Source organism: Burkholderia thailandensis E264, assembly GCF_000012365.1.
In the GTDB taxonomy this organism is placed as follows: Bacteria; Pseudomonadota; Gammaproteobacteria; order Burkholderiales; family Burkholderiaceae; genus Burkholderia; species Burkholderia thailandensis.
In genome coordinates, this window is the sequence record NC_007651.1 from 2,252,866 (window position 1) to 2,270,125 (window position 17,260).

The following is a 17,260-nucleotide window of genomic DNA, read 5'->3' on the forward strand; positions in this document are numbered from 1 at the left end:
AATGCTTCACAAACGGAATGAAAGAAGTTAGAATTTCGTTCTCTGCTGTTGACGAAAATTAACGGCGAGAACAAAGTAGCAAGACAGATCTGAAAAGATTTTGTCCCCTTCGTCTAGAGGCCTAGGACATCACCCTTTCACGGTGAGTACAGGGGTTCGAATCCCCTAGGGGACGCCAGACATAGCGGCGTTTCGATAGAAACGAAGCGGGTCGACAAGAGCTTAACCGACGCTTGTCGATCAGGTGCAGGAAGTGGAGCGGTAGTTCAGTCGGTTAGAATACCGGCCTGTCACGCCGGGGGTCGCGGGTTCGAGTCCCGTCCGCTCCGCCATATCGAAAGCCCGTTCAGGCTGCATGTGAACGGGCTTTTTCGTTAAAGGTGTAAGCAGTACGTTGTCCCCTTCGTCTAGAGGCCTAGGACATCACCCTTTCACGGTGAGTACAGGGGTTCGAATCCCCTAGGGGACGCCAAGACAAGGCGTCGCTCGAACAAGTGTCGAGACGATGCGCCGGCAGGAAGTAACCGACGCCTGCCAGGCAAGCAGCAAGACTGGAGCGGTAGTTCAGTCGGTTAGAATACCGGCCTGTCACGCCGGGGGTCGCGGGTTCGAGTCCCGTCCGCTCCGCCAAATCGAAGCCCGTTCAGGCATACCTGAACGGGCTTTTTGTTTTGGCGCTGCAGGTCTGTTGCAGAGCGATGCTCTGCGTCGTCGCCGCATGCGTGCAAATCGGCATTGCAACGCGTGCCGGCTGCGCTATCGTGGCGGTGACGCAGGTTTCGCGATTACGCCATGTCCGATTCAGCCGCCGCTCCTCTCGTTTATCTGTTGCGCCCCGCCGAGCCGGGCGATTTCGAGTTCGCGGAAGCGCTCACGCACGGCAACATGAACGCGTACTACCAGCGCCATGGCCTCAGATGGCGCGCGGATCTCTTTTTTGCGAGCTGGCGCGATTCGGAGAACTTCATCCTCGAAGCCGACGGTGTGCCGATCGGCCTGTTGAGGATTACCGAGGAGGGCGATTCGCTGCACATCCGCGACGTGCAGATCGCGCCGGGGCACCGGCAGCGCGGCGCCGGCACCTACCTGCTCGAAACCTCGCACCGGTTCGCGAAGGCGCGCGGGCTGCGCGAGACGCAGTTGCGCGTGTTCGTCGACAATCCTGCCGCGCGGCTCTATCTGCGAATGGGGTATCGGCTCGCGGGGCCGCGTCTCGCGCAGTTCGGATCGATCCGCCATATGGCGCGGCCCGTGTCCTGATCGCGGCCCGAACGAGTGGCGATGCGCAATCGCTGCCGCGAGCGCGCGCCGATGCCCGGACTTGCGGTATCGAGCGCCGCCCGTCGACGCCTCATGGCCGGTGCGATGCGACTCGGCGCCATCGGGGCGTCATGAGCGAACGGTGGCGCCAAAGCGATCGGGCGCGGATGGCGCGGGTGGCGGCGCGCAATCGTCGAGCATGGATGGCTGTGCGTGCCCGAGCGATACGCGCGAATGTTCGACCGGCGGATTCGATGAAGAGGGGCGTGCTTCGCGAAATCACCCGGTGTCGAAGGCGCGAGGTGCCGGCTGGTCGATGCGTTATGCGGTCCGAACGAGCGCGCCGAACCGCTTCGGTTCGCCGAGGCACACGAATGGGAGTGCCTCGTGCGGACTTCAACCGGCTTCCATTTCCCGCGTGCGGTGAGCGCGGGCGTCGATCTATCGTTCCGTTGCCGTCCGAAGCCGCCGCTTATGGCCGCAAGTACGCATCTCTGGTGGTCTCGGCGGCTTCCGTGACCGAATCCATTGGATCAACCCGAATCCCGAGAATCGACCGCGCTCACAGCAGCGGTTGCGCATCCCCGTCGTCGGGCGACGCAAGTTCCGTCGCCGCGTGCATGTCGCCGCGCTGAATGAATGCGCGCGGGCTCGCGCCGAACGCGCGCCGGAACATCGCGGAGAACGCACTTTGGCTTTGGTAGCCGAGCTCATGCGCGATGTGCGACAGCGGCCGCCCCTGATTGAGGAGCGGAATCGCACGCGCGAGCAGCGCCTGCTGGCGCCATTGCGAAAAGCTCACGCCGAGTTCCTGCTTGAAGAGCCGCGCGATCGTTCGCGTGCTCGCACCGACGCCCGCCGCCCAGTGCTCGAGCGACTCGCCCTGCGCCGGATGCGCGAGCACCGCTTCGCATAGCGCGCGCAGCCGCTTCTCGGTCGGCATCGGCACCGCGAGCGGCAACGGCTCGGCGCGCGTGAGTTCGTCGAGCACGAGCGCGGCCAGCAGCCGCTCGCGCGCGCGATTGAGCGGGCGCACCTCGAGCGCGACGATCAACTCGCGCAACAGGCCCGACACCTCGACGACCCGGCACGCGTCGAGCCCGTCCGGCACCGCCGATTCATCGACATACAGCGTGCGCAGATACGCGTCCTCGACGATCACGACTTCGTGTGGAATTCGCGGCGGCACCCAGATTGCGCGCGACGGCGGCACCATCCACGTCGAGCCGGCCGTCGCGAGCCGCAGCACGCCGCGCGACGCGTACGCGAGCTGCGCCCACGCGTGCGAGTGCTGCGGCACGCGCATGCCGGCCGAGATCGCGCGGGCGCGCACGCGCATCGGGTGCGAGCGCGTCGGCGCGAATTCGGACGGAACGTCGATCGTGGCGGCGGCAGGTTGCGCCACAAGGGGAACGGACGGGCTCATCGATGTTCGAAGACGGGGTGGATGGTGCGTTCGGCTATTGTAGGGCGAGCCTTCTACCCGCCGCAGCGGGAATTTTCTTCGCCGATAATGCCGGATCGGCACCCTACGATCCTCCAGGAGACTTCGACATGATGTTCGCCACCACCGACCTTTGCGACGCGAACGAAGAGCGCCTCGCAGCCGGCACGCTGCGCGTGATCGAGCCCGTGTTCCGCTCGTTCGGCGGCGTGAGGCGCTTCGCGGGGCCGGCCGCGACGCTCAAGCTGTTCGAGGACAACACGCTCGTGCGCGCGGCGCTGGAGCAGGACGGCGCGGGGCGCGTGCTCGTCGTCGACGGCGGCGGCAGCCTGCGCTGCGCGCTCGTTGGCGGCAACCTCGGCAAGCTCGCCGAGAAGAACGGCTGGGTCGGCATCGTCGTGAACGGCTGCGTGCGCGATTCGGCCGAACTCGCCGAATGTCGCGCCGGCGTGCTCGCGCTCGCCGCGCATCCGCGCAAGAGCGACAAGCGCGGCGCCGGCGTGAGCGACGTGCCCGTCGACGTGCGCGGCACGCGCATCGCGCCGGGCGACTGGATCTACGCGGACGCCGACGGCATCCTCGTCAGCGACGCTGCGCTGCTCGCGTGATGCCGCGGCGTGCCGGCTCGATGGCACGACTGAAACAAGGAGAGAAGATGCAATGCGCCACGTATTCTGCTACGGGACCCTGAGAGCGGGCGAGATCAACGACATCGGCCGGGCGGCGGCGACGCACGGCATCGCCGCGCCGGTGCTCGTGGGCGCCGGGGCGGTGGCGGGACGGCTGTACGACTTCGGCAACTATCCGGGGATGGTCGCCGACAGCGGCCGCGATCTCGTCTGGGGCGACGTCTACGCGATCGACGCGCGGCTCGTGCCGGTGCTCGACGAGATCGAGGAGGTCTATCCCGGCGTCGAGGGGTTGTTCGTGCGGCAGCAGGCATCGGTCGAGCTCGGCGGGCACCGGTACGATTGCCTGTATTACCCGGTCGGCGCGCATTCGGTCGCGGGCAGGCCGCGCATCGAGTCGGGCGACTGGGTGCAGTATCGGCGTGCGCGCGCCGCGTGACGCATCGCGACGCGCGCGTGTGCGGTGGATGCGCCGGCACGTGCCAGCGTGGCGGTGTGCGACGCTTGGCGACAAGCGTTCATCACACGCGAGCGTCGATGAATCGACCGTTCTTCGGGCGCAGACGTGCATCCGATGTGCATTCGCGCCGACGCCTGTGGCGGCCCGAACGGAACCGCAAGGCCCGCGCGGGCCGCGAGACCGACGCTTGGGTATTCAACGGCTGCGGAACAAAAATGGAAATCCGTAGCTGAGCGCCGAACGCCGAACGACAAAAACGCCGCACACCATCACGTCCCCCGCGGCACGAGGCCCGGCTGATGTGCAACGAAAAAAGGCGCCCGACAGGCGCCTTTCGTTTGCACGGCCGAGGCCGAGCGGACGAGCCGCGCAGCCGGCCGCTCCGAGCAACCGGCGGCGGCGCGTCTCATCCGTCCGACGCCGCGCGTCGCTTAGATCTCCTCGTAAAGCGGCAGCGTCAGGAACTCGGTGAAGTTCTCCGACGTCGACATCTGCTCGAAGATGACCGCGGCACGGTCGTACGGCGCCGTGTCGCCGCCGACGACCTGCTTCACCTTCCCGAGCTCCGCCTTCGCGTATTCGCGCACGAGCTCGGCCGTCACCTTGCGGCCGTCGTCGAGCGTGCCCTTCGGCGAGCGGATCCACTGCCAGACCTGCGAGCGCGAGATTTCGGCCGTCGCCGCGTCTTCCATCAGATTGTGGATCGGCACGCAGCCGTTGCCCGCGAGCCACGAGCCGAGGTAGTGAATGCCGACGTTGATGTTGTTGCGCAGGCCCGCTTCGGTGATCGGCGCTTCCGGCTGGAAATCGAGCAGGTTCTTGCCCTCGATCTGCACGTCGTCGCGCTGCTTGCCGATCTGGTTCGGCTTGTCGCCGAGCACCTTGACGAACTCTTCCATCGCGAGCGACACGAGGCCCGGGTGCGCGACCCAGCCGCCGTCGTAGCCGTCGGTCGCATCGCGGTTCTTGTCCGCGCGCACGCCGGCCATCGCCTTCTCGTTCGCCTCCGGATCGTTCTTGATCGGGATCAGCGCGCTCATCCCGCCGATCGCCGGCGCGTTGCGCTTGTGGCAGGTCTTCAGCAGCAACAGCGCATACGCGCGCATGAACGGCACCGTCATCGTGATCTTCGCGCGGTCGGCGAGGCAGAAGTCGCGGTCGTTCTTGAACTTCTTGATCGCCGAGAAGATGTAGTCCCAGCGGCCCGCGTTCAGGCCAGAGCTGTGCTCGCGAAGCTCATAGAGGATCTCGTCCATCTCGAACGCGGCGAGGATCGTCTCGATCAGCACGGTCGCGCGGATCGTGCCGCGCGGAATGCCGACCGCTGCCTGCGCGGCGACGAAGATGTCGTTCCAGAGGCGCGCCTCGAGATGGCTTTCCATCTTCGGCAGGTAGAAGTACGGGCCGGAGCCGCGCGCGATCAGCTCCTTCGCGTTGTGGAACAGGAAGAGGGCGAAATCGAAGACGCCGCCCGACACGCGCTGGCCGTCCACCGTCACGTGCTTTTCGTCGAGGTGCCAGCCGCGCGGGCGCACGATCAGCGTCGCGATCTTGTCGTTGAGCTTGTACGACTTGCCGTTCTGCTCGAGCGAGATCGTGCGGCGCACCGCGTCCTTCAGGTTGATCTGGCCGTCGATCTGGTTGGTCCAGCTCGGCGCGTTCGAGTCCTCGAAGTCCGTCATGTACGAGTCCGCGCCCGAGTTCAGCGCGTTGATGATCATCTTGCGCTCGACGGGGCCCGTGATCTCGACGCGGCGGCACTGCAGATCCGCGGGCAGCGGCGCCACCTTCCAGTCGCCTTCGCGGATCGATTTCGTCTCGGCGAGGAAGTCGGGGCGCTCGCCGGCGTCGAGGTGCTTGGTGCGCTCGACGCGCGCGGCGAGCAGCTCGCGGCGGCGCGGCTCGAACTGGCGATGCAGCGTCGCGACGAGTTCGAGCGCCTCGGGCGTGAGGATCGCTTCGTAGCCGGGCTTGATCTCGCCCGTGATCGCCATGCCTTGCGGCAGCTTCAGCGTCGTGGTCATCGGTTTTCTCCTTGGTCGGTCAGTTACGGAGTGGTGCAATTGCGTGAATCCGGGCGGCGGCGCGTCGCGTCAGGCGGGCGCCGGGCGCGCGCGGCCGGCCGCTTTCGCGGCGGCGGGCGGCGCGTCGAGAAAGGCGAGCAACTCGGCCATGCCGGCGCCCGCGCCCGCGGGCACCGCGCCGAGCTCCTCGAGCGGCGCGCCCGTGCGGTTCAGCCAGAAGGTCCGGTAGCCGAACCAGCCGGCGCCCGCGACATCCCAGCCGTTCGACGACACGAACGCGATGTCGGCCGCGGCCGCATCGAACGCCGCCGTGCCGAGCGCGTACGCGGCGGGCGACGGCTTGTACGCGCGCACCGCGTCGACGGACAGCACGCGGTCGAAGAGGCCGCTCATCCCGGCGCTCTTGACCGCGATGTCGAGCATCTGCGGGTTGCCGTTCGACAGGATCGCGAGCTTCGGCGGCGCGCTGCGCGCCCGCAGCGCGCGCAGCGCCGGCACTGTGTCCGGATAGGTCGACAGGCATGCGTATTCGTCCATCAACCGTTTCTCGGCCGCGGCGGACAGCGCGAGGCCGAGTGCGCGCGCGGCAAAGCGCAGCGCGTCGAGCGTCAGTTCCCAGAACGGCCGATAGCGTCCGCCCGCCGGATCGGCGAGCGTGCGCAGCTGCGAGTATTCGATCTGCTTGCGCCGCCAGAGCTGCGACAGCGCCTCGCCGCGCCCGGGAAACATCTGCTCGGCCGCGGCGACGACCGCGTGCACGTCGAACAGCGTGCCGTACGCGTCGAAGAGAATCGCCTTCGGGAAGGCGGGCGGGGTGCCGGGCATGACGTTGCGCTCCACGATCAGAGGTCGAAGTCGATTCTATTAGTGATGACTTGAACTAAAAAAGACAGTAATCATCACTTGATCTTTTACTTTTCGATATCTAATCTGGAGCGACTTCAGATTCGACGGGGTGGCCGCGTCGCGCCGCCCGAACATGGGATGGATCGCTTCAAACAGATCGAAACGTTTGCCGCGGTCGCGGCAAAGGGCAGCCTGTCGGCGGCCGCGCACGCGGAAGGGGTCGCGCCCGCGATCATCGGTCGCCGGCTCGACGCGCTCGAGGAGCGGCTCGGCGTGAAGCTGCTCGTGCGCACGACGCGCAAGCTCACGCTGACGTTCGAAGGCTCGGCGTTCCTCGAGGACTGCCAGCGGATCATCAACGACATGCAGAACGCCGAGGCAAGCGTGTCCGCGGGCGGCGTGAAGGCGAGCGGGCACCTGCGGGTGTCGGCGCCCGCGGGCTTCGGCCGGCGCCACGTCGCGCCGCTCGTGCCCGCGTTCACGGGCGCGCATCCGGACGTGTCGGTCACGCTCGATCTGTCCGACCGGATGGTCGACCTCGTCAACGAAGGGTTCGATTGCGCGGTGCGGCTGGGCGAGCTGCCCGATTCGTCGCTCGTGTCGCTGAAGCTCGGCGAGAACCGGCGCGTGTGTGTCGCGTCGCCCGCGTATCTCGCGCGCGCGGGCATGCCCGAGACGCTCGACGATCTCGCGCGCCACAACTGCCTCGCGCTCGCGGCGAATGCGAACCAGCAGCGCGGCTGGACCTTCGTCGACGATGGCAAGGTGGTGTCGATCCGCGTGTCCGGCACGATGGAGTGCTCGGACGGCGCGGTGCTGCACGAATGGTGCCTCGAGGGGCATGGCCTGGCCTGGCGTTCGTGGTGGGAAGTCGGCGCGGACATCGCGGCGGGCCGGCTCGTGAGCGTGCTCGACGCGTTCGCCGCGCCGCCGATCGGCATTCACGCGGTGTTTCCGCAGCGCCGGCACCTGCCGCTCAGGGTCCGGCTCTTTCTCGATTTTCTGAAGCACACGTACGAGCGCCCCGGCTACTGGGGATGACGCCCGCGCGGCGGCGCTCGCGGGCGCCGCATGCGCGGCGTCTTCGCGCGCGGCTTCGGTGCGAGATCCTTGCGCCGGATTCGTACCCGAATTCGCGCCAGACCGCGCGCGTTTCCGATATGAGGGCGAACCCTCTAGCGGATGCAGCGGCGCGGATTCGCGCACTACAATCGAATCACCCAGCGTCCGCGCGGGCCGCCCGGCGTCGGCTGCCCGCCGCGGGTACGCCCGCGTCCGGACGCGCCGCAGTTGCCGACGGAGGCCGCCATGTTCAAGCACATCCTGGTTCCGACCGACGGGTCCGATCTGTCGAGGAAGGCGATCGACGGCGCGATCGATCTCGCGCAGGCGGTCGGTGCGCGCGTCACGGCCTACGCGTGCCTGCCGCAATATCCGTACTCGCCGTTTTCCGAGGTCGTGATCGAGCCGCCCGCCGATTTTCGCGAGCGCAGCGAGCGCGAGGCGCGCGCGCATCTGGACGAGGTCGAGGCGGCCGCGCGGCGCGCGGGCGTTGCGTGCGAGTCGGCGACGAGCGTGCATCCGTCGCCGTATCTCGGCATCATCGAGGCGGCGGAGCGGGGCGGCTGCGATGTGATCTTCATGGCGTCGCACGGCAGGCGCGGGCTCGGCAGCCTGTTGATCGGCAGCGAGACGCAACGCGTGCTGACCCATACGAAGATTCCCGTGATCGTCTATCGATAGCGTGCCGCACGCAGCCGGGCGATTGGCCGCGATGCGCCGTGCAAAAAAATAGGCGCGCCGGGCAGGGCCGGCGCGCTCGAATGTCAGCGACGTCGCAAGACGCCGCGCGCCCTGGGCAGGCATGGCGCAACCATGCGCGCGACGGGCGAGTCCTCCCCGATATGGTCTTGGTCTTGCCGGGTCGCGCGCCGCGGCGGCTTGTGGCCGTGCGCGGCGCGCCAGCGCCTGGTGGAGTTCAGGCGACTTTCTGGCCGTCGAAGAACTGTTCGTCTTCGGTCGAGCCGTGCAGCGCGGTCGTCGACGCTTCGCGCTCGACCGTCTGCGTCACTGCGTCGAAGTAGCCGGTGCCGACTTCGCGCTGATGCTTGACCGCGGTGAAGCCCTTGTCGGCAGCCGCGAACTCGGCTTGCTGCAGCTCGACGAACGCGCTCATCTGCGTGCGGGCGTAGCCGTGCGCGAGGTTGAACATCGAGTAGTTCAGCGCGTGGAAGCCGGCGAGCGTGATGAACTGGAACTTGTAGCCCATCGCGCCGAGTTCCTTCTGGAACTTCGCGATCGTCGCGTCGTCGAGGTTCTTCTTCCAGTTGAACGACGGCGAGCAGTTGTACGACAGCAGCTTGCCCGGGAACTGCTTGTGGATCGCTTCCGCGAACTTCTTCGCGTATTCGAGATCCGGCTTGCCGGTTTCGCACCAGATCAGGTCGGCGTACGGCGCGTACGCGAGGCCGCGCGAGATTGCCTGCTCCAGGCCCGGCTTCGTGCGGAAGAAGCCCTCCACCGTGCGCTCGCCCGTCAGGAACGGCTTGTCGTTGTCGTCGATGTCGGACGTGATCAGGTCGGCCGCTTCGGCGTCGGTACGCGCGACCAGCACGGTCGGCGTGCCCATCACGTCGGCGGCGAGACGCGCGGCCGTGAGCTTCGCGACCGCCTCGCGGGTCGGCACGAGCACCTTGCCGCCCATGTGGCCGCACTTCTTCACCGACGCGAGTTGGTCTTCGAAGTGAACGCCCGACGCGCCCGCCTCGATCATCGCCTTCATCAGCTCGAACGCGTTCAGCACGCCGCCGAAGCCGGCTTCCGCGTCAGCGACGATCGGCGCGAAGAAGTCGACATAGCCTTCGTCGCCCGGGTTCTTGCCTTCCGACCACTGGATCTGGTCCGCGCGCGTCAGCGTGTTGTTGATGCGCTTGACGACGAGCGGCACCGAATTCGCCGGATACAGCGACTGGTCCGGGTACATTTCGCCTGCGACGTTCGCGTCGCCCGCGACTTGCCAGCCCGACAGATAGATCGCCTTGAGGCCGGCTTTCACCTGCTGCATTGCCTGGTTGCCCGTCAGCGCGCCGAGCGCGTTGACGAACGGCTCGTTGTTGATGAGCGTCCAGAGCTTTTCCGCGCCGCGCTTCGCGAGCGTGTGTTCTTGCTGGATCGAGCCGCGCAGGCGCACGACGTCTTCAGCCGTGAACGCGCGCTTGATGCCCTTCCAGCGCGGATCGGTTTCCCATTGCTTTTGCAGTTCCTGAGCCTGTTGTTGACGCGACATGATGCGTGCTCCTTGAGTGGTCGTTGCCTGAAGAGATGAAATTCTTGACTTTGCGAAGCGGGCGGCGCGTTTGGGATTCGGCGGTTTCGTTCGTGAAGTCTTGTATAAGAGTCTAGGCAAATCGAGTGCGTCGAGACAGGGGCTTTTTCACAAAGCCGTAAAAAATTTATTCTATAAAAATCAATGTCTTGTTGTTTTAATTTCTTATTGTGGAATGCAGTTTTCCATGCCGCAATGCTTCTGGTTGTGCCACGCAGCATGATTTTTTACGACGCAAAAGATTTTTTCGCATCGTGAAATCTCGGGCGTAAACAAAAACCGGCGCGAATGCGCCGGTTTTCGAAGGGAGAGGGCGGGCGGGTCCGCGTTGCGGACCTGCCTGCCGACAGTCACTTACGCTGCCGAGTTGCCGCGCCGCGGGCCGCCGCGCTGGCCGTCGCTGCGGCGCGCGCCATAGCCTTCGCGATTGCCGCCAGGCTTGCCGCTCCAGCCGCCCGAGCGGCCGCCGCCATGACCGCCGCCCGGCTTGCCGCCGAACCGGCGGCCGCCGTTGCCGCCCGGACGGCCGCGGCCGTTGCCGCGATCGTTGCGCGGCGGCGGCGCCTTGCGCGGCTCGAAGCCTTCGACGACGTTCACCGGCAGCGGCGCGCGAACGAAGCGCTCGATGCGCTTGAGCGCCCCTTGCTCCGCGTGATGCACGAGGCTCACCGCGGTGCCCGAGCGGCCCGCGCGGCCCGTGCGGCCGATCCGGTGCACGTAGTCCTCGGCGAACTTCGGCAGGTCGTAGTTGAACACGTGCGTGATGCCGGGGATGTCGATCCCGCGCGCGGCGACGTCGGTCGCGACGAGCACGCGCACGCGGCGCTCGCGCAACGCGCGAATCGTGCGGTTGCGCGCGCCCTGCGGCAGATCGCCGTGCAGCGCGGCGGACTGGAAGCCGGCGTCGGCGAGCCGGCCGGCGAGCTGGTCGGCGTCGATCTTCGTCGCGGTGAAGATGATCGCCTGGTCGAGCGCGGTGTCGCGCAGCAGGTGGTCGAGCAGACGGTCCTTGTGATCGCGGTCGTCGACGTAGTGCACGGTCTGCGCAATGTTCGAGCGCGATTCGATCTTCTGCGTGATCTCGATGCGCTCCGGGTCTTTCAGCAGGCGGTTCGTGAGCGAGCCGATCTTGCCGTCGAGCGTCGCCGAGAACAGCATCGTCTGGCGCGACGCGGGCGTCGCCGCGACGATCGTGTCGATGTCGTCGATGAAGCCCATGTCGAGCATGCGGTCGGCTTCGTCGAGCACGAGCATCTTCAGTTCGGACAAATCGATGCGGCCGCGCTCGAGGTGGTCGAGCAGGCGTCCCGGCGTCGCGACGAGGATCTCGGGGTTCTTCGCGAGCAGCATCAGTTGCTGGCCGTACGCGACGCCGCCGAGGATGCTGACCGTGCGCAGGCGGCGCAGGTGCTTGCCGTACGTCGACGCGGCCGTCGTCACCTGCATCGCGAGCTCGCGCGTCGGCGTGAGGACGAGGAGGCCCGGGCGCGCGACGGGTTGCGGGCGGCGGCCGCGACGCTCGCCCGGCTGCGCTTCGCGCGGCGCGCGCGGCTGCTGCGCCTGCGCTTTTTGCAACTGCGCGAAGCGCTCGATCGCGGGCAGCATGAACGCGGCCGTCTTGCCGGAGCCCGTCGGGCTCGACACGAGCAGGTCGCGGCCGGCGATGCCGGCCGGAATCGCGCGCTGCTGCACGGGCGTCGGCTTCACGTAGCCGGCCGCCTGCAGCGCGGAGACGATCTCCGGCGACAGGCCGAGCGACGCGAACGTCGGTTCGTCCGGCGCGGCGTCGCCGGCATCGCTCACGGCCGGTTGGGCTGCTGCGGCTGCGGCGGGCAGGCCGATCGCCTCGTCGGCGATCGCGTTGAGCGGGCTGAGCGGGCTGAGGGAATTGCTCGAAGTCATGTCAATCCTTGAAACACAGTGGGTCGAACGCCGCGCCAATCGCGCATACCCAAGTCGACGGATTCATCGAGCAAATCGGGAAACGTGGCGATTGTCCGCATGTCGACGACGTGCGGACAACAATTTCGTTAGAAGCTGTTTTTGGGTGCGGCGCGCATCGGATGCGCATGCCGCCAGCCTGAGACTTGACAGCCCGCAAGGGGCTACGCAGGAAGGGACAGGTTCTAAACTGGATTGGAGCGAAACGCTATGGAACGCTGGCGACGAGGACTGCCGACATCAGTTGGTGAAGCGCCCGTCGCGATGCGCAGCCCGCATGATACCGTTTTTTGCTGCGCCGCGCCACCGTCGTTTTCACTTCTCGCAGGCGACGCGCCGCGGTCGCCTCGGGTGCGGCCGGCGCGGCGCCGGCCGCAGCCACGCGCGGTCAGGACGCGGTGCCGTTCTTCAGCGATTCCACGAGTTCGATGTATTGCTTCTTCGCATCGTCTTGCGACGTGCCCTTCAGCGCGTCCCATGCGTCGTACTTGTACTTGCCGACGATGTCGGTGAAGCCGGGCTTGTCGCCGTGCACGTCGCCGTCGGTCGCCTGCTTGAAGAGCGCGTACAGGCGCAGCAGCGTCAGGTTGCCGGGCCGCTCGGTCAGTTGCTTCACGTCGATCTGCGCTTGCTCGAATTGGGCGGTGATGTCGCTCATGGGTGTCTCCGTAAGGGTTTCCAGGCTGGCTTTTCCAGGCCGACGATCTTAGCAAGCAGGGGCGAGCGGCGGGTCGAGCGTTCCTTCCAAACCGATTCGCGCGCGACGAGCGCCCGCGAATCGGACCGGATCGCCCGTGCAGGCGGGGCGCCGCATTACAATGTCGGCCATGACGCAAACAGTGCTCCTTGCCATCGATACGTCGACCGAGTTCTGCTCGGTCGCGCTTCTCGTCGCGGCCGGCCCGGCTGCCGGCGCCGCTTCCATCCAAACCTGGGTCCGCCACGAGCGCACGGGCGCCGTGTCGAGCACGCGCGTGCTGCCCGCCGTGCGCGAGGTGCTCGACGAAGCGGGCCTCGCGTTCGCCGACTGCGACGCGATCGCGTTCGGCGCGGGCCCCGGCTCGTTTACCGGGCTGCGCACCGCGACGGGCGTCGCGCAAGGGCTCGCGTTCGGCCGCGCGCTGCCTGTCGTGCCGGTCGGCACGCTCGTCGCGTGCGCGGAGGCCGCGCGCCTGAACGCGGGCGACACGACCCGCGTGCTCGCCGTGCTGGATGCGCGGATGGACGAGGTCTACTGGGCCGATTACGCGTGGGACGGCGCGGCGGGCGATTGGCGCGAACTCGCGCCGGCGTCGCTCGCGGCGCCCGCCGACGTGCGGGTGCCCGACGCGCCGTTCGTGCTCGCCGGCAATGCGGCGGCCGCGTTCGGCGAGCGTCTGCCCGCGTGCGCGCGGGCGCGGACGATCGATGCGAACGCGTTGCCGCACGCGCTGCCGATCGCGCACGTCGCGCTGCGCGCATATCGCGCGGGGCGCGTCGTGCCGGCCGATCGCGCGGCGCCCGAGTATGTGCGCGACAAGGTCGCGCAGACCACCGCCGAGCGGCTTGCCGCGCGCGCGGACGGGGGCAGCCGATGAGCGGCGTGCTGATGACCGACCGCTATCTGGCGCCGATGACGGACGCCGATCTCGACGAGGTCGTCGAGATCGAGCGCGCCGCGTACGAATTTCCGTGGTCGCGCGGCAATTTCGAGGATTCGCTGCGCAACGGGTACTTCGGCGTTTGCATGCGGCACGTGACGGGCGGGCTCGTCGGCTATTGCGTGCTGATGCCTGTCGTAGACGAGATGCATCTGCTGAATCTGTGCGTCGCGCCCGCCGCGCAGCGTGCGGGCGTCGGGCTCGCGCTGCTGCGCGAGGCGGTGCGGATCGCGCGCGCCGAGCGGCTCGACGGCGTGCTGCTTGAAGTGCGACCGTCGAATCCGCGCGCGATCCATCTGTACGAGCGCTTCGGCTTCGTGTCGGTTGGCCGGCGCAGGAACTACTATCCGGCGAAGCACCGGAGCCGGGAGGACGCAATCGTGATGCGTCTCGCATTGACGAAGGAGGGAGGCGCGCATGGCATTGGCTGAAGCGGCGCTCGAAGAGCTGGGACTCGCGCCCATGTGGGTGCGGCGCGGCGCGGCGCGCGCCGGCGGCGTGAACGAGGATGCGACGGGCGCGGCGCGGGAGACCGACGTCGCGGCGGTTGCGCTAGGGGCGCAACCGGTGTCGGATGCGGCGCGCCGGATGTCGCATGACGGCGCGCAAGGCAGGGGGCGCGGTGGTGCGGGGGCGCCGGCCGCGTCGACGTCTGCGGACGACGCATCGGCCGACGGCGCCGCGCACGCGGAATCGATCGGGACCGCCGCGCTCGCCGACGGTCGCGCGGCGCCTGCGCGGCAGGCTGCCGACGCGCGCGGCCAAGCGCGGCAAGCGGCGGCCGAATCCGGCATGCGGGCGGCGGATGCGCCTGCGGCGTTCGAGTCGGGCGCGCGAAATTCGCGGGACTCGACGATCGCGCGCGCGGCTTCGACGGTCGAGCCGGTCGCCGCGGGCGGCGCGCGTCGCGTGCCGCCGCACGCCGCCGTCGCCGCCGCTGCCGCGGAATCGGCGGCCTTCGAGCAGGATGCGGCGCAGCCGGCACGTTCGTCGGCGGCGTCCGCGCCGGCCGCACGAACCGGGGGCGACGCCGGCGCGGCGGCAGCCGACGAAGACATGTCGTGGTTCGATCTCGAGCCGGGGGTCGAGCCCGCGCCGCCTGACGTCGCCGCGGAGCCCGCCGCTCGCGCGCCGTCCGTCGCCGAGCTCGGCTGGGACGAATTGCGCGCGCGCGTGGCCGACTGCGAGCGCTGCCGTCTTTGCGAGAAGCGCACGAACACGGTGTTCGGCGTCGGCGACGAGCGCGCGGACTGGATGCTCGTCGGCGAGGCGCCGGGCGAGAACGAGGACAAGCAGGGCGAGCCGTTCGTCGGCCAGGCGGGCAAGCTGCTCGACAACATGCTGCGCGCGCTCGCGCTCAAGCGCGGCGAGAACGTCTATATCGCGAACGTGATCAAGTGCCGGCCGCCCGGCAACCGCAATCCCGAGCCCGACGAGGTCGCGCGCTGCGAGCCGTATCTGCAGCGACAAGTCGCGCTCGTGAAGCCGAAGCTGATCGTCGCGCTCGGCCGCTTCGCCGCGCAGACGCTTCTCAAGACGGACGGAAGCATCGCCTCGATGCGCGGGCGCGTGCACGAGTACGAAGGCGTGCCCGTGATCGTCACGTACCATCCGGCGTATCTGCTGCGCAGCCTGCAGGACAAGGCGAAAGCCTGGTCCGATCTGTGCCTCGCGAACGATACCTACCGGAGTGCCGCGCCGGCCGCCGATCCGCAATGAGTGCCGCGGCGTCGCCCGTGCCGCTGAGCGCGTTGCGCGACGCGGCCGTGCGCGACCTCGCGTGGCTGCTGTCGAGTGCGAGCCTGCTCGCGCCGTCGGCGGGCGCACCGCTCGCGCAGCCGTGGGCGAGCGTTGCCGACGCGGCGGGAGCGGCCGCGTGGCTTGCCGCGCTCGATGCGCGGCCCGCGCCGCTGCACGACACGCTCGCGCAGGCGCGGCCGGTTCGTCTCGGCCGCTACGCCGAATGCTTGCTCGGCTTTTTCCTCGAACGTGCGCCGTCGCTGAGGCTCGTCGCCGCGAATCTGCCGTTGAGGTTCAACGGCCGTACGCTCGGCGAATGCGATTTCCTGATCGAGACCGCGCGCGGCGAGCGCCTGCACTGGGAACTCGCGGTCAAGTGCTATCTATGCATCGCGGCGGCGGGCGCCGCGTCGCTCGCCGATTTCGTCGGCCCGAATCTCGCCGACCGCTTCGACCTGAAGCGCGCGAAGCTCGTCGATCATCAACTGCTGCTCACGGCCCGCGACGAGTTCGCGTCGCTCGGCCACGCGGGGCCGTGGCGCGCGCAGATGCTCGTAAAGGGGTGGCTCTTCTATCGCGCGGGCGATGACGTGAATGCGAGCGGCGCGATCGTCGATCCGCCCGAAGTCGATGCCGATCATCCGCGCGGCTTCTGGATCACGCGCGAAGCGTGGCCGAAGTTCGCACGCGCCGCGGCGCGGCGCGCCGCCGCGTGGATCATGCTGCCGCGCCTCGCGTGGCTCGCGCCGCGCGCGATCGACGATGCGGACGTGGCCTGCGGGCGCTGCACGCTGCTCACGCCAGCGGCCGCGCTCGACGAGGCCGCGCGACAGCCGGGGCCGTCGCTCGTCGCCGCGCTCGTGCGCGACGCGGATTCGGTGTGGCGCGAAACCTCGCGCGGCTTCATCGTGCCCGACGATTGGCCGCAGCGGGCGATCGCGTTCGCCGCGCGCTGATCGGCGCCGGTTCGTGGCGGCGCGAGGTGGGTCGGGCGATGGAGTTGGCCGATCGCGCGCCGCATGGCGAGATCGCGATGCGCGTGCCCGCTATCGGCGAGCGCCCGCCGTGAACCGCGTGGCGCTCGCCGCGCGGTCGAAGCCGCGCGACTCGAGCGAGCTTCGGCCCGTGCGGCTCACCACCACCGATAGAAATGGTGCACGGGGCCGACGCCCTGTCCGACATCGAGCCGCCCGCTCGCGCCGATCGCGCCCGTCAGATAGGTCTTCGCATCGGCGATCGCGTCCGCGAGCGTCGCCCGCTGCGGCAGCAGCGCGGCGATCGCCGACGATAGCGTGCACCCGGTGCCGTGCGTGTTCGCGACCGGCAGCCGCGCGCCCGCGAAGCGCCGCGCGCCGCCCGCCTGGATCAGCCAGTCCGGGCTTTCGCGCTCGGCGCCGAGATGGCCGCCTTTCATCAGCACCGCCTTCGCGCCGCGGGCGACGAGCGCTTCGCCCTGGCGCACCATGTCTTCCTCGGTCGTCGCGGCCGCGACGCCGAGCAGCTCGGCCGCCTCCGGCAGATTCGGCGTGACGAGATCGGCGAGGGGCAGCAATTCGTCGCGCAGCGCGTCGACGGCGTCGGGCGCGAGCAGCGCGTGCGCGCTCTTCGAGATCATCACCGTGTCGAGCACGACATGGCGCGGCGCGTAGCGCGCGAGTGCGGCCGCGACCGCGCGCACGATCGACGCGTTCGCGAGCATGCCGATCTTCACCGCGGCGATGCGGATGTCGCCGAACACCGCATCGAGCTGCGCGGTCACGAAGCCCGCATCGGGCGCATGCACGCCCGTCACGCCGCGCGTGTTCTGCGCGGTGAGCGCGGTGATCACGCTCGCGCCGTAAGCGCCGAGCGCGGAGAACGTCTTCAGGTCGGCCTGGATGCCGGCGCCGCCGCCCGAGTCGGAGCCGGCGATCGTCAGCGCGTTGGGAATCGGTCGGGTCATGGCGGCGAG

16 protein-coding genes and 4 tRNA genes are annotated in these 17,260 nt (G+C 68.6%); 13 read left to right on the forward strand and 7 right to left on the reverse strand.

All coding sequences use genetic code 11. The features are described 5' to 3' along the window. The first annotated feature begins 102 nt into the window (after positions 1 to 102). The 5 genes from BTH_RS22365 (at position 103) to BTH_RS22385 (ending at position 1,260) form a co-directional block, all read left to right on the forward strand. Positions 103 to 178, forward strand: a tRNA-Glu gene (locus BTH_RS22365). Positions 179 to 255: 77 nt separating this feature from the next. Further along, positions 256 to 332, forward strand: a tRNA-Asp gene (locus BTH_RS22370). A 64-nt stretch (positions 333 to 396) separates the two neighbouring features. Then, positions 397 to 472: transfer RNA gene (locus BTH_RS22375), tRNA-Glu, on the forward strand. Positions 473 to 553: 81 nt separating this feature from the next. Next, positions 554 to 630 (forward strand) — tRNA-Asp (locus BTH_RS22380). Between the two features lie 162 nt (positions 631 to 792). Further along, entirely contained in the window at positions 793 to 1,260 is a 468-nt protein-coding gene (locus BTH_RS22385) for a GNAT family N-acetyltransferase (RefSeq protein ID WP_009890369.1), read from the forward strand. Between the two features lie 562 nt (positions 1,261 to 1,822). Here BTH_RS22385 and BTH_RS22390 read toward each other — a convergent pair. Beyond that, positions 1,823 to 2,686, reverse strand: a complete 864-nt coding sequence (locus tag BTH_RS22390; RefSeq protein ID WP_011402228.1) for an AraC family transcriptional regulator — start codon at positions 2,684 to 2,686, stop codon at positions 1,823 to 1,825. Positions 2,687 to 2,814: 128 nt separating this feature from the next. Between BTH_RS22390 and rraA the strand changes: the two genes are divergently transcribed. Then, complete coding sequence (gene rraA, locus BTH_RS22395) at positions 2,815 to 3,312, forward strand: ribonuclease E activity regulator RraA (RefSeq protein ID WP_009890374.1); 498 nt, start codon at positions 2,815 to 2,817, stop codon at positions 3,310 to 3,312. A 52-nt stretch (positions 3,313 to 3,364) separates the two neighbouring features. After that, positions 3,365 to 3,772, forward strand: coding sequence for a gamma-glutamylcyclotransferase family protein (locus BTH_RS22400; protein ID WP_009890375.1), 408 nt, complete (start codon positions 3,365 to 3,367; stop codon positions 3,770 to 3,772). A 452-nt stretch (positions 3,773 to 4,224) separates the two neighbouring features. Here the strand turns inward: BTH_RS22400 and aceB are convergent, their stop codons facing one another. Next, positions 4,225 to 5,817, reverse strand: coding sequence for a malate synthase A (gene aceB / locus BTH_RS22405; RefSeq protein WP_009890376.1), 1,593 nt, complete (start codon positions 5,815 to 5,817; stop codon positions 4,225 to 4,227). Between the two features lie 69 nt (positions 5,818 to 5,886). Then, positions 5,887 to 6,663 (reverse strand): haloacid dehalogenase type II, encoded by a 777-nt coding sequence (locus BTH_RS22410; protein ID WP_025369314.1) that lies wholly within the window; start codon positions 6,661 to 6,663, stop codon positions 5,887 to 5,889. A 138-nt stretch (positions 6,664 to 6,801) separates the two neighbouring features. Between BTH_RS22410 and BTH_RS22415 the strand changes: the two genes are divergently transcribed. Further along, positions 6,802 to 7,704: a LysR family transcriptional regulator gene (locus tag BTH_RS22415; RefSeq protein WP_009890380.1), complete on the forward strand. Its 903-nt coding sequence runs from the start codon at positions 6,802 to 6,804 to the stop codon at positions 7,702 to 7,704. Positions 7,705 to 7,971: 267 nt separating this feature from the next. Further along, the gene (locus BTH_RS22420; protein ID WP_009890382.1) at positions 7,972 to 8,406 is read left to right on the forward strand and encodes a universal stress protein; all 435 of its coding nucleotides are present in this window, start codon (positions 7,972 to 7,974) and stop codon (positions 8,404 to 8,406) included. 235 nt (positions 8,407 to 8,641) lie between these two features. On the opposite strand, the gene aceA is transcribed toward BTH_RS22420, so the two are convergent. The 3 genes from aceA to BTH_RS22435 form a co-directional block, all read right to left on the reverse strand. After that, the gene (gene aceA / locus BTH_RS22425; protein ID WP_009904798.1) at positions 8,642 to 9,949 is read right to left on the reverse strand and encodes an isocitrate lyase; all 1,308 of its coding nucleotides are present in this window, start codon (positions 9,947 to 9,949) and stop codon (positions 8,642 to 8,644) included. A 393-nt stretch (positions 9,950 to 10,342) separates the two neighbouring features. Beyond that, positions 10,343 to 11,890 carry a DEAD/DEAH box helicase gene (locus BTH_RS22430; RefSeq protein WP_009890388.1) on the reverse strand — a complete coding sequence of 516 codons (1,548 nt, stop codon included), beginning with the start codon at positions 11,888 to 11,890 and terminating at the stop codon, positions 10,343 to 10,345. Between the two features lie 427 nt (positions 11,891 to 12,317). Beyond that, entirely contained in the window at positions 12,318 to 12,587 is a 270-nt protein-coding gene (locus tag BTH_RS22435; RefSeq protein ID WP_009890389.1) for an acyl-CoA-binding protein, read from the reverse strand. A 169-nt stretch (positions 12,588 to 12,756) separates the two neighbouring features. On the opposite strand from BTH_RS22435, the gene tsaB reads away from it, so the two are divergent. From tsaB to BTH_RS22455, 4 genes are read left to right on the forward strand one after another with little or no spacing between them, the layout of a single operon-like run. Further along, positions 12,757 to 13,506: a tRNA (adenosine(37)-N6)-threonylcarbamoyltransferase complex dimerization subunit type 1 TsaB gene (gene tsaB / locus BTH_RS22440; protein WP_201762906.1), complete on the forward strand. Its 750-nt coding sequence runs from the start codon at positions 12,757 to 12,759 to the stop codon at positions 13,504 to 13,506. Then, positions 13,503 to 14,000 (forward strand): ribosomal protein S18-alanine N-acetyltransferase, encoded by a 498-nt coding sequence (gene rimI, locus BTH_RS22445; protein WP_009890393.1) that lies wholly within the window; start codon positions 13,503 to 13,505, stop codon positions 13,998 to 14,000. The genes tsaB and rimI overlap by 4 nt, the downstream gene beginning before the upstream one ends. Then, positions 13,987 to 15,288, forward strand: a complete 1,302-nt coding sequence (locus tag BTH_RS34610; protein WP_009890394.1) for a uracil-DNA glycosylase — start codon at positions 13,987 to 13,989, stop codon at positions 15,286 to 15,288. Before rimI ends, BTH_RS34610 begins: the two co-directional genes overlap by 14 nt. Beyond that, positions 15,285 to 16,265, forward strand: coding sequence for a DUF1853 family protein (locus BTH_RS22455; RefSeq protein WP_009890396.1), 981 nt, complete (start codon positions 15,285 to 15,287; stop codon positions 16,263 to 16,265). The genes BTH_RS34610 and BTH_RS22455 overlap by 4 nt, the downstream gene beginning before the upstream one ends. 176 nt (positions 16,266 to 16,441) lie before the next feature. On the opposite strand, the gene thiD is transcribed toward BTH_RS22455, so the two are convergent. Then, a complete protein-coding gene (thiD, locus tag BTH_RS22460) occupies positions 16,442 to 17,251 on the reverse strand; it encodes a bifunctional hydroxymethylpyrimidine kinase/phosphomethylpyrimidine kinase (protein ID WP_009890398.1) in 810 nt (269 codons plus the stop codon). Positions 17,252 to 17,260: the final 9 nt, after the last annotated feature.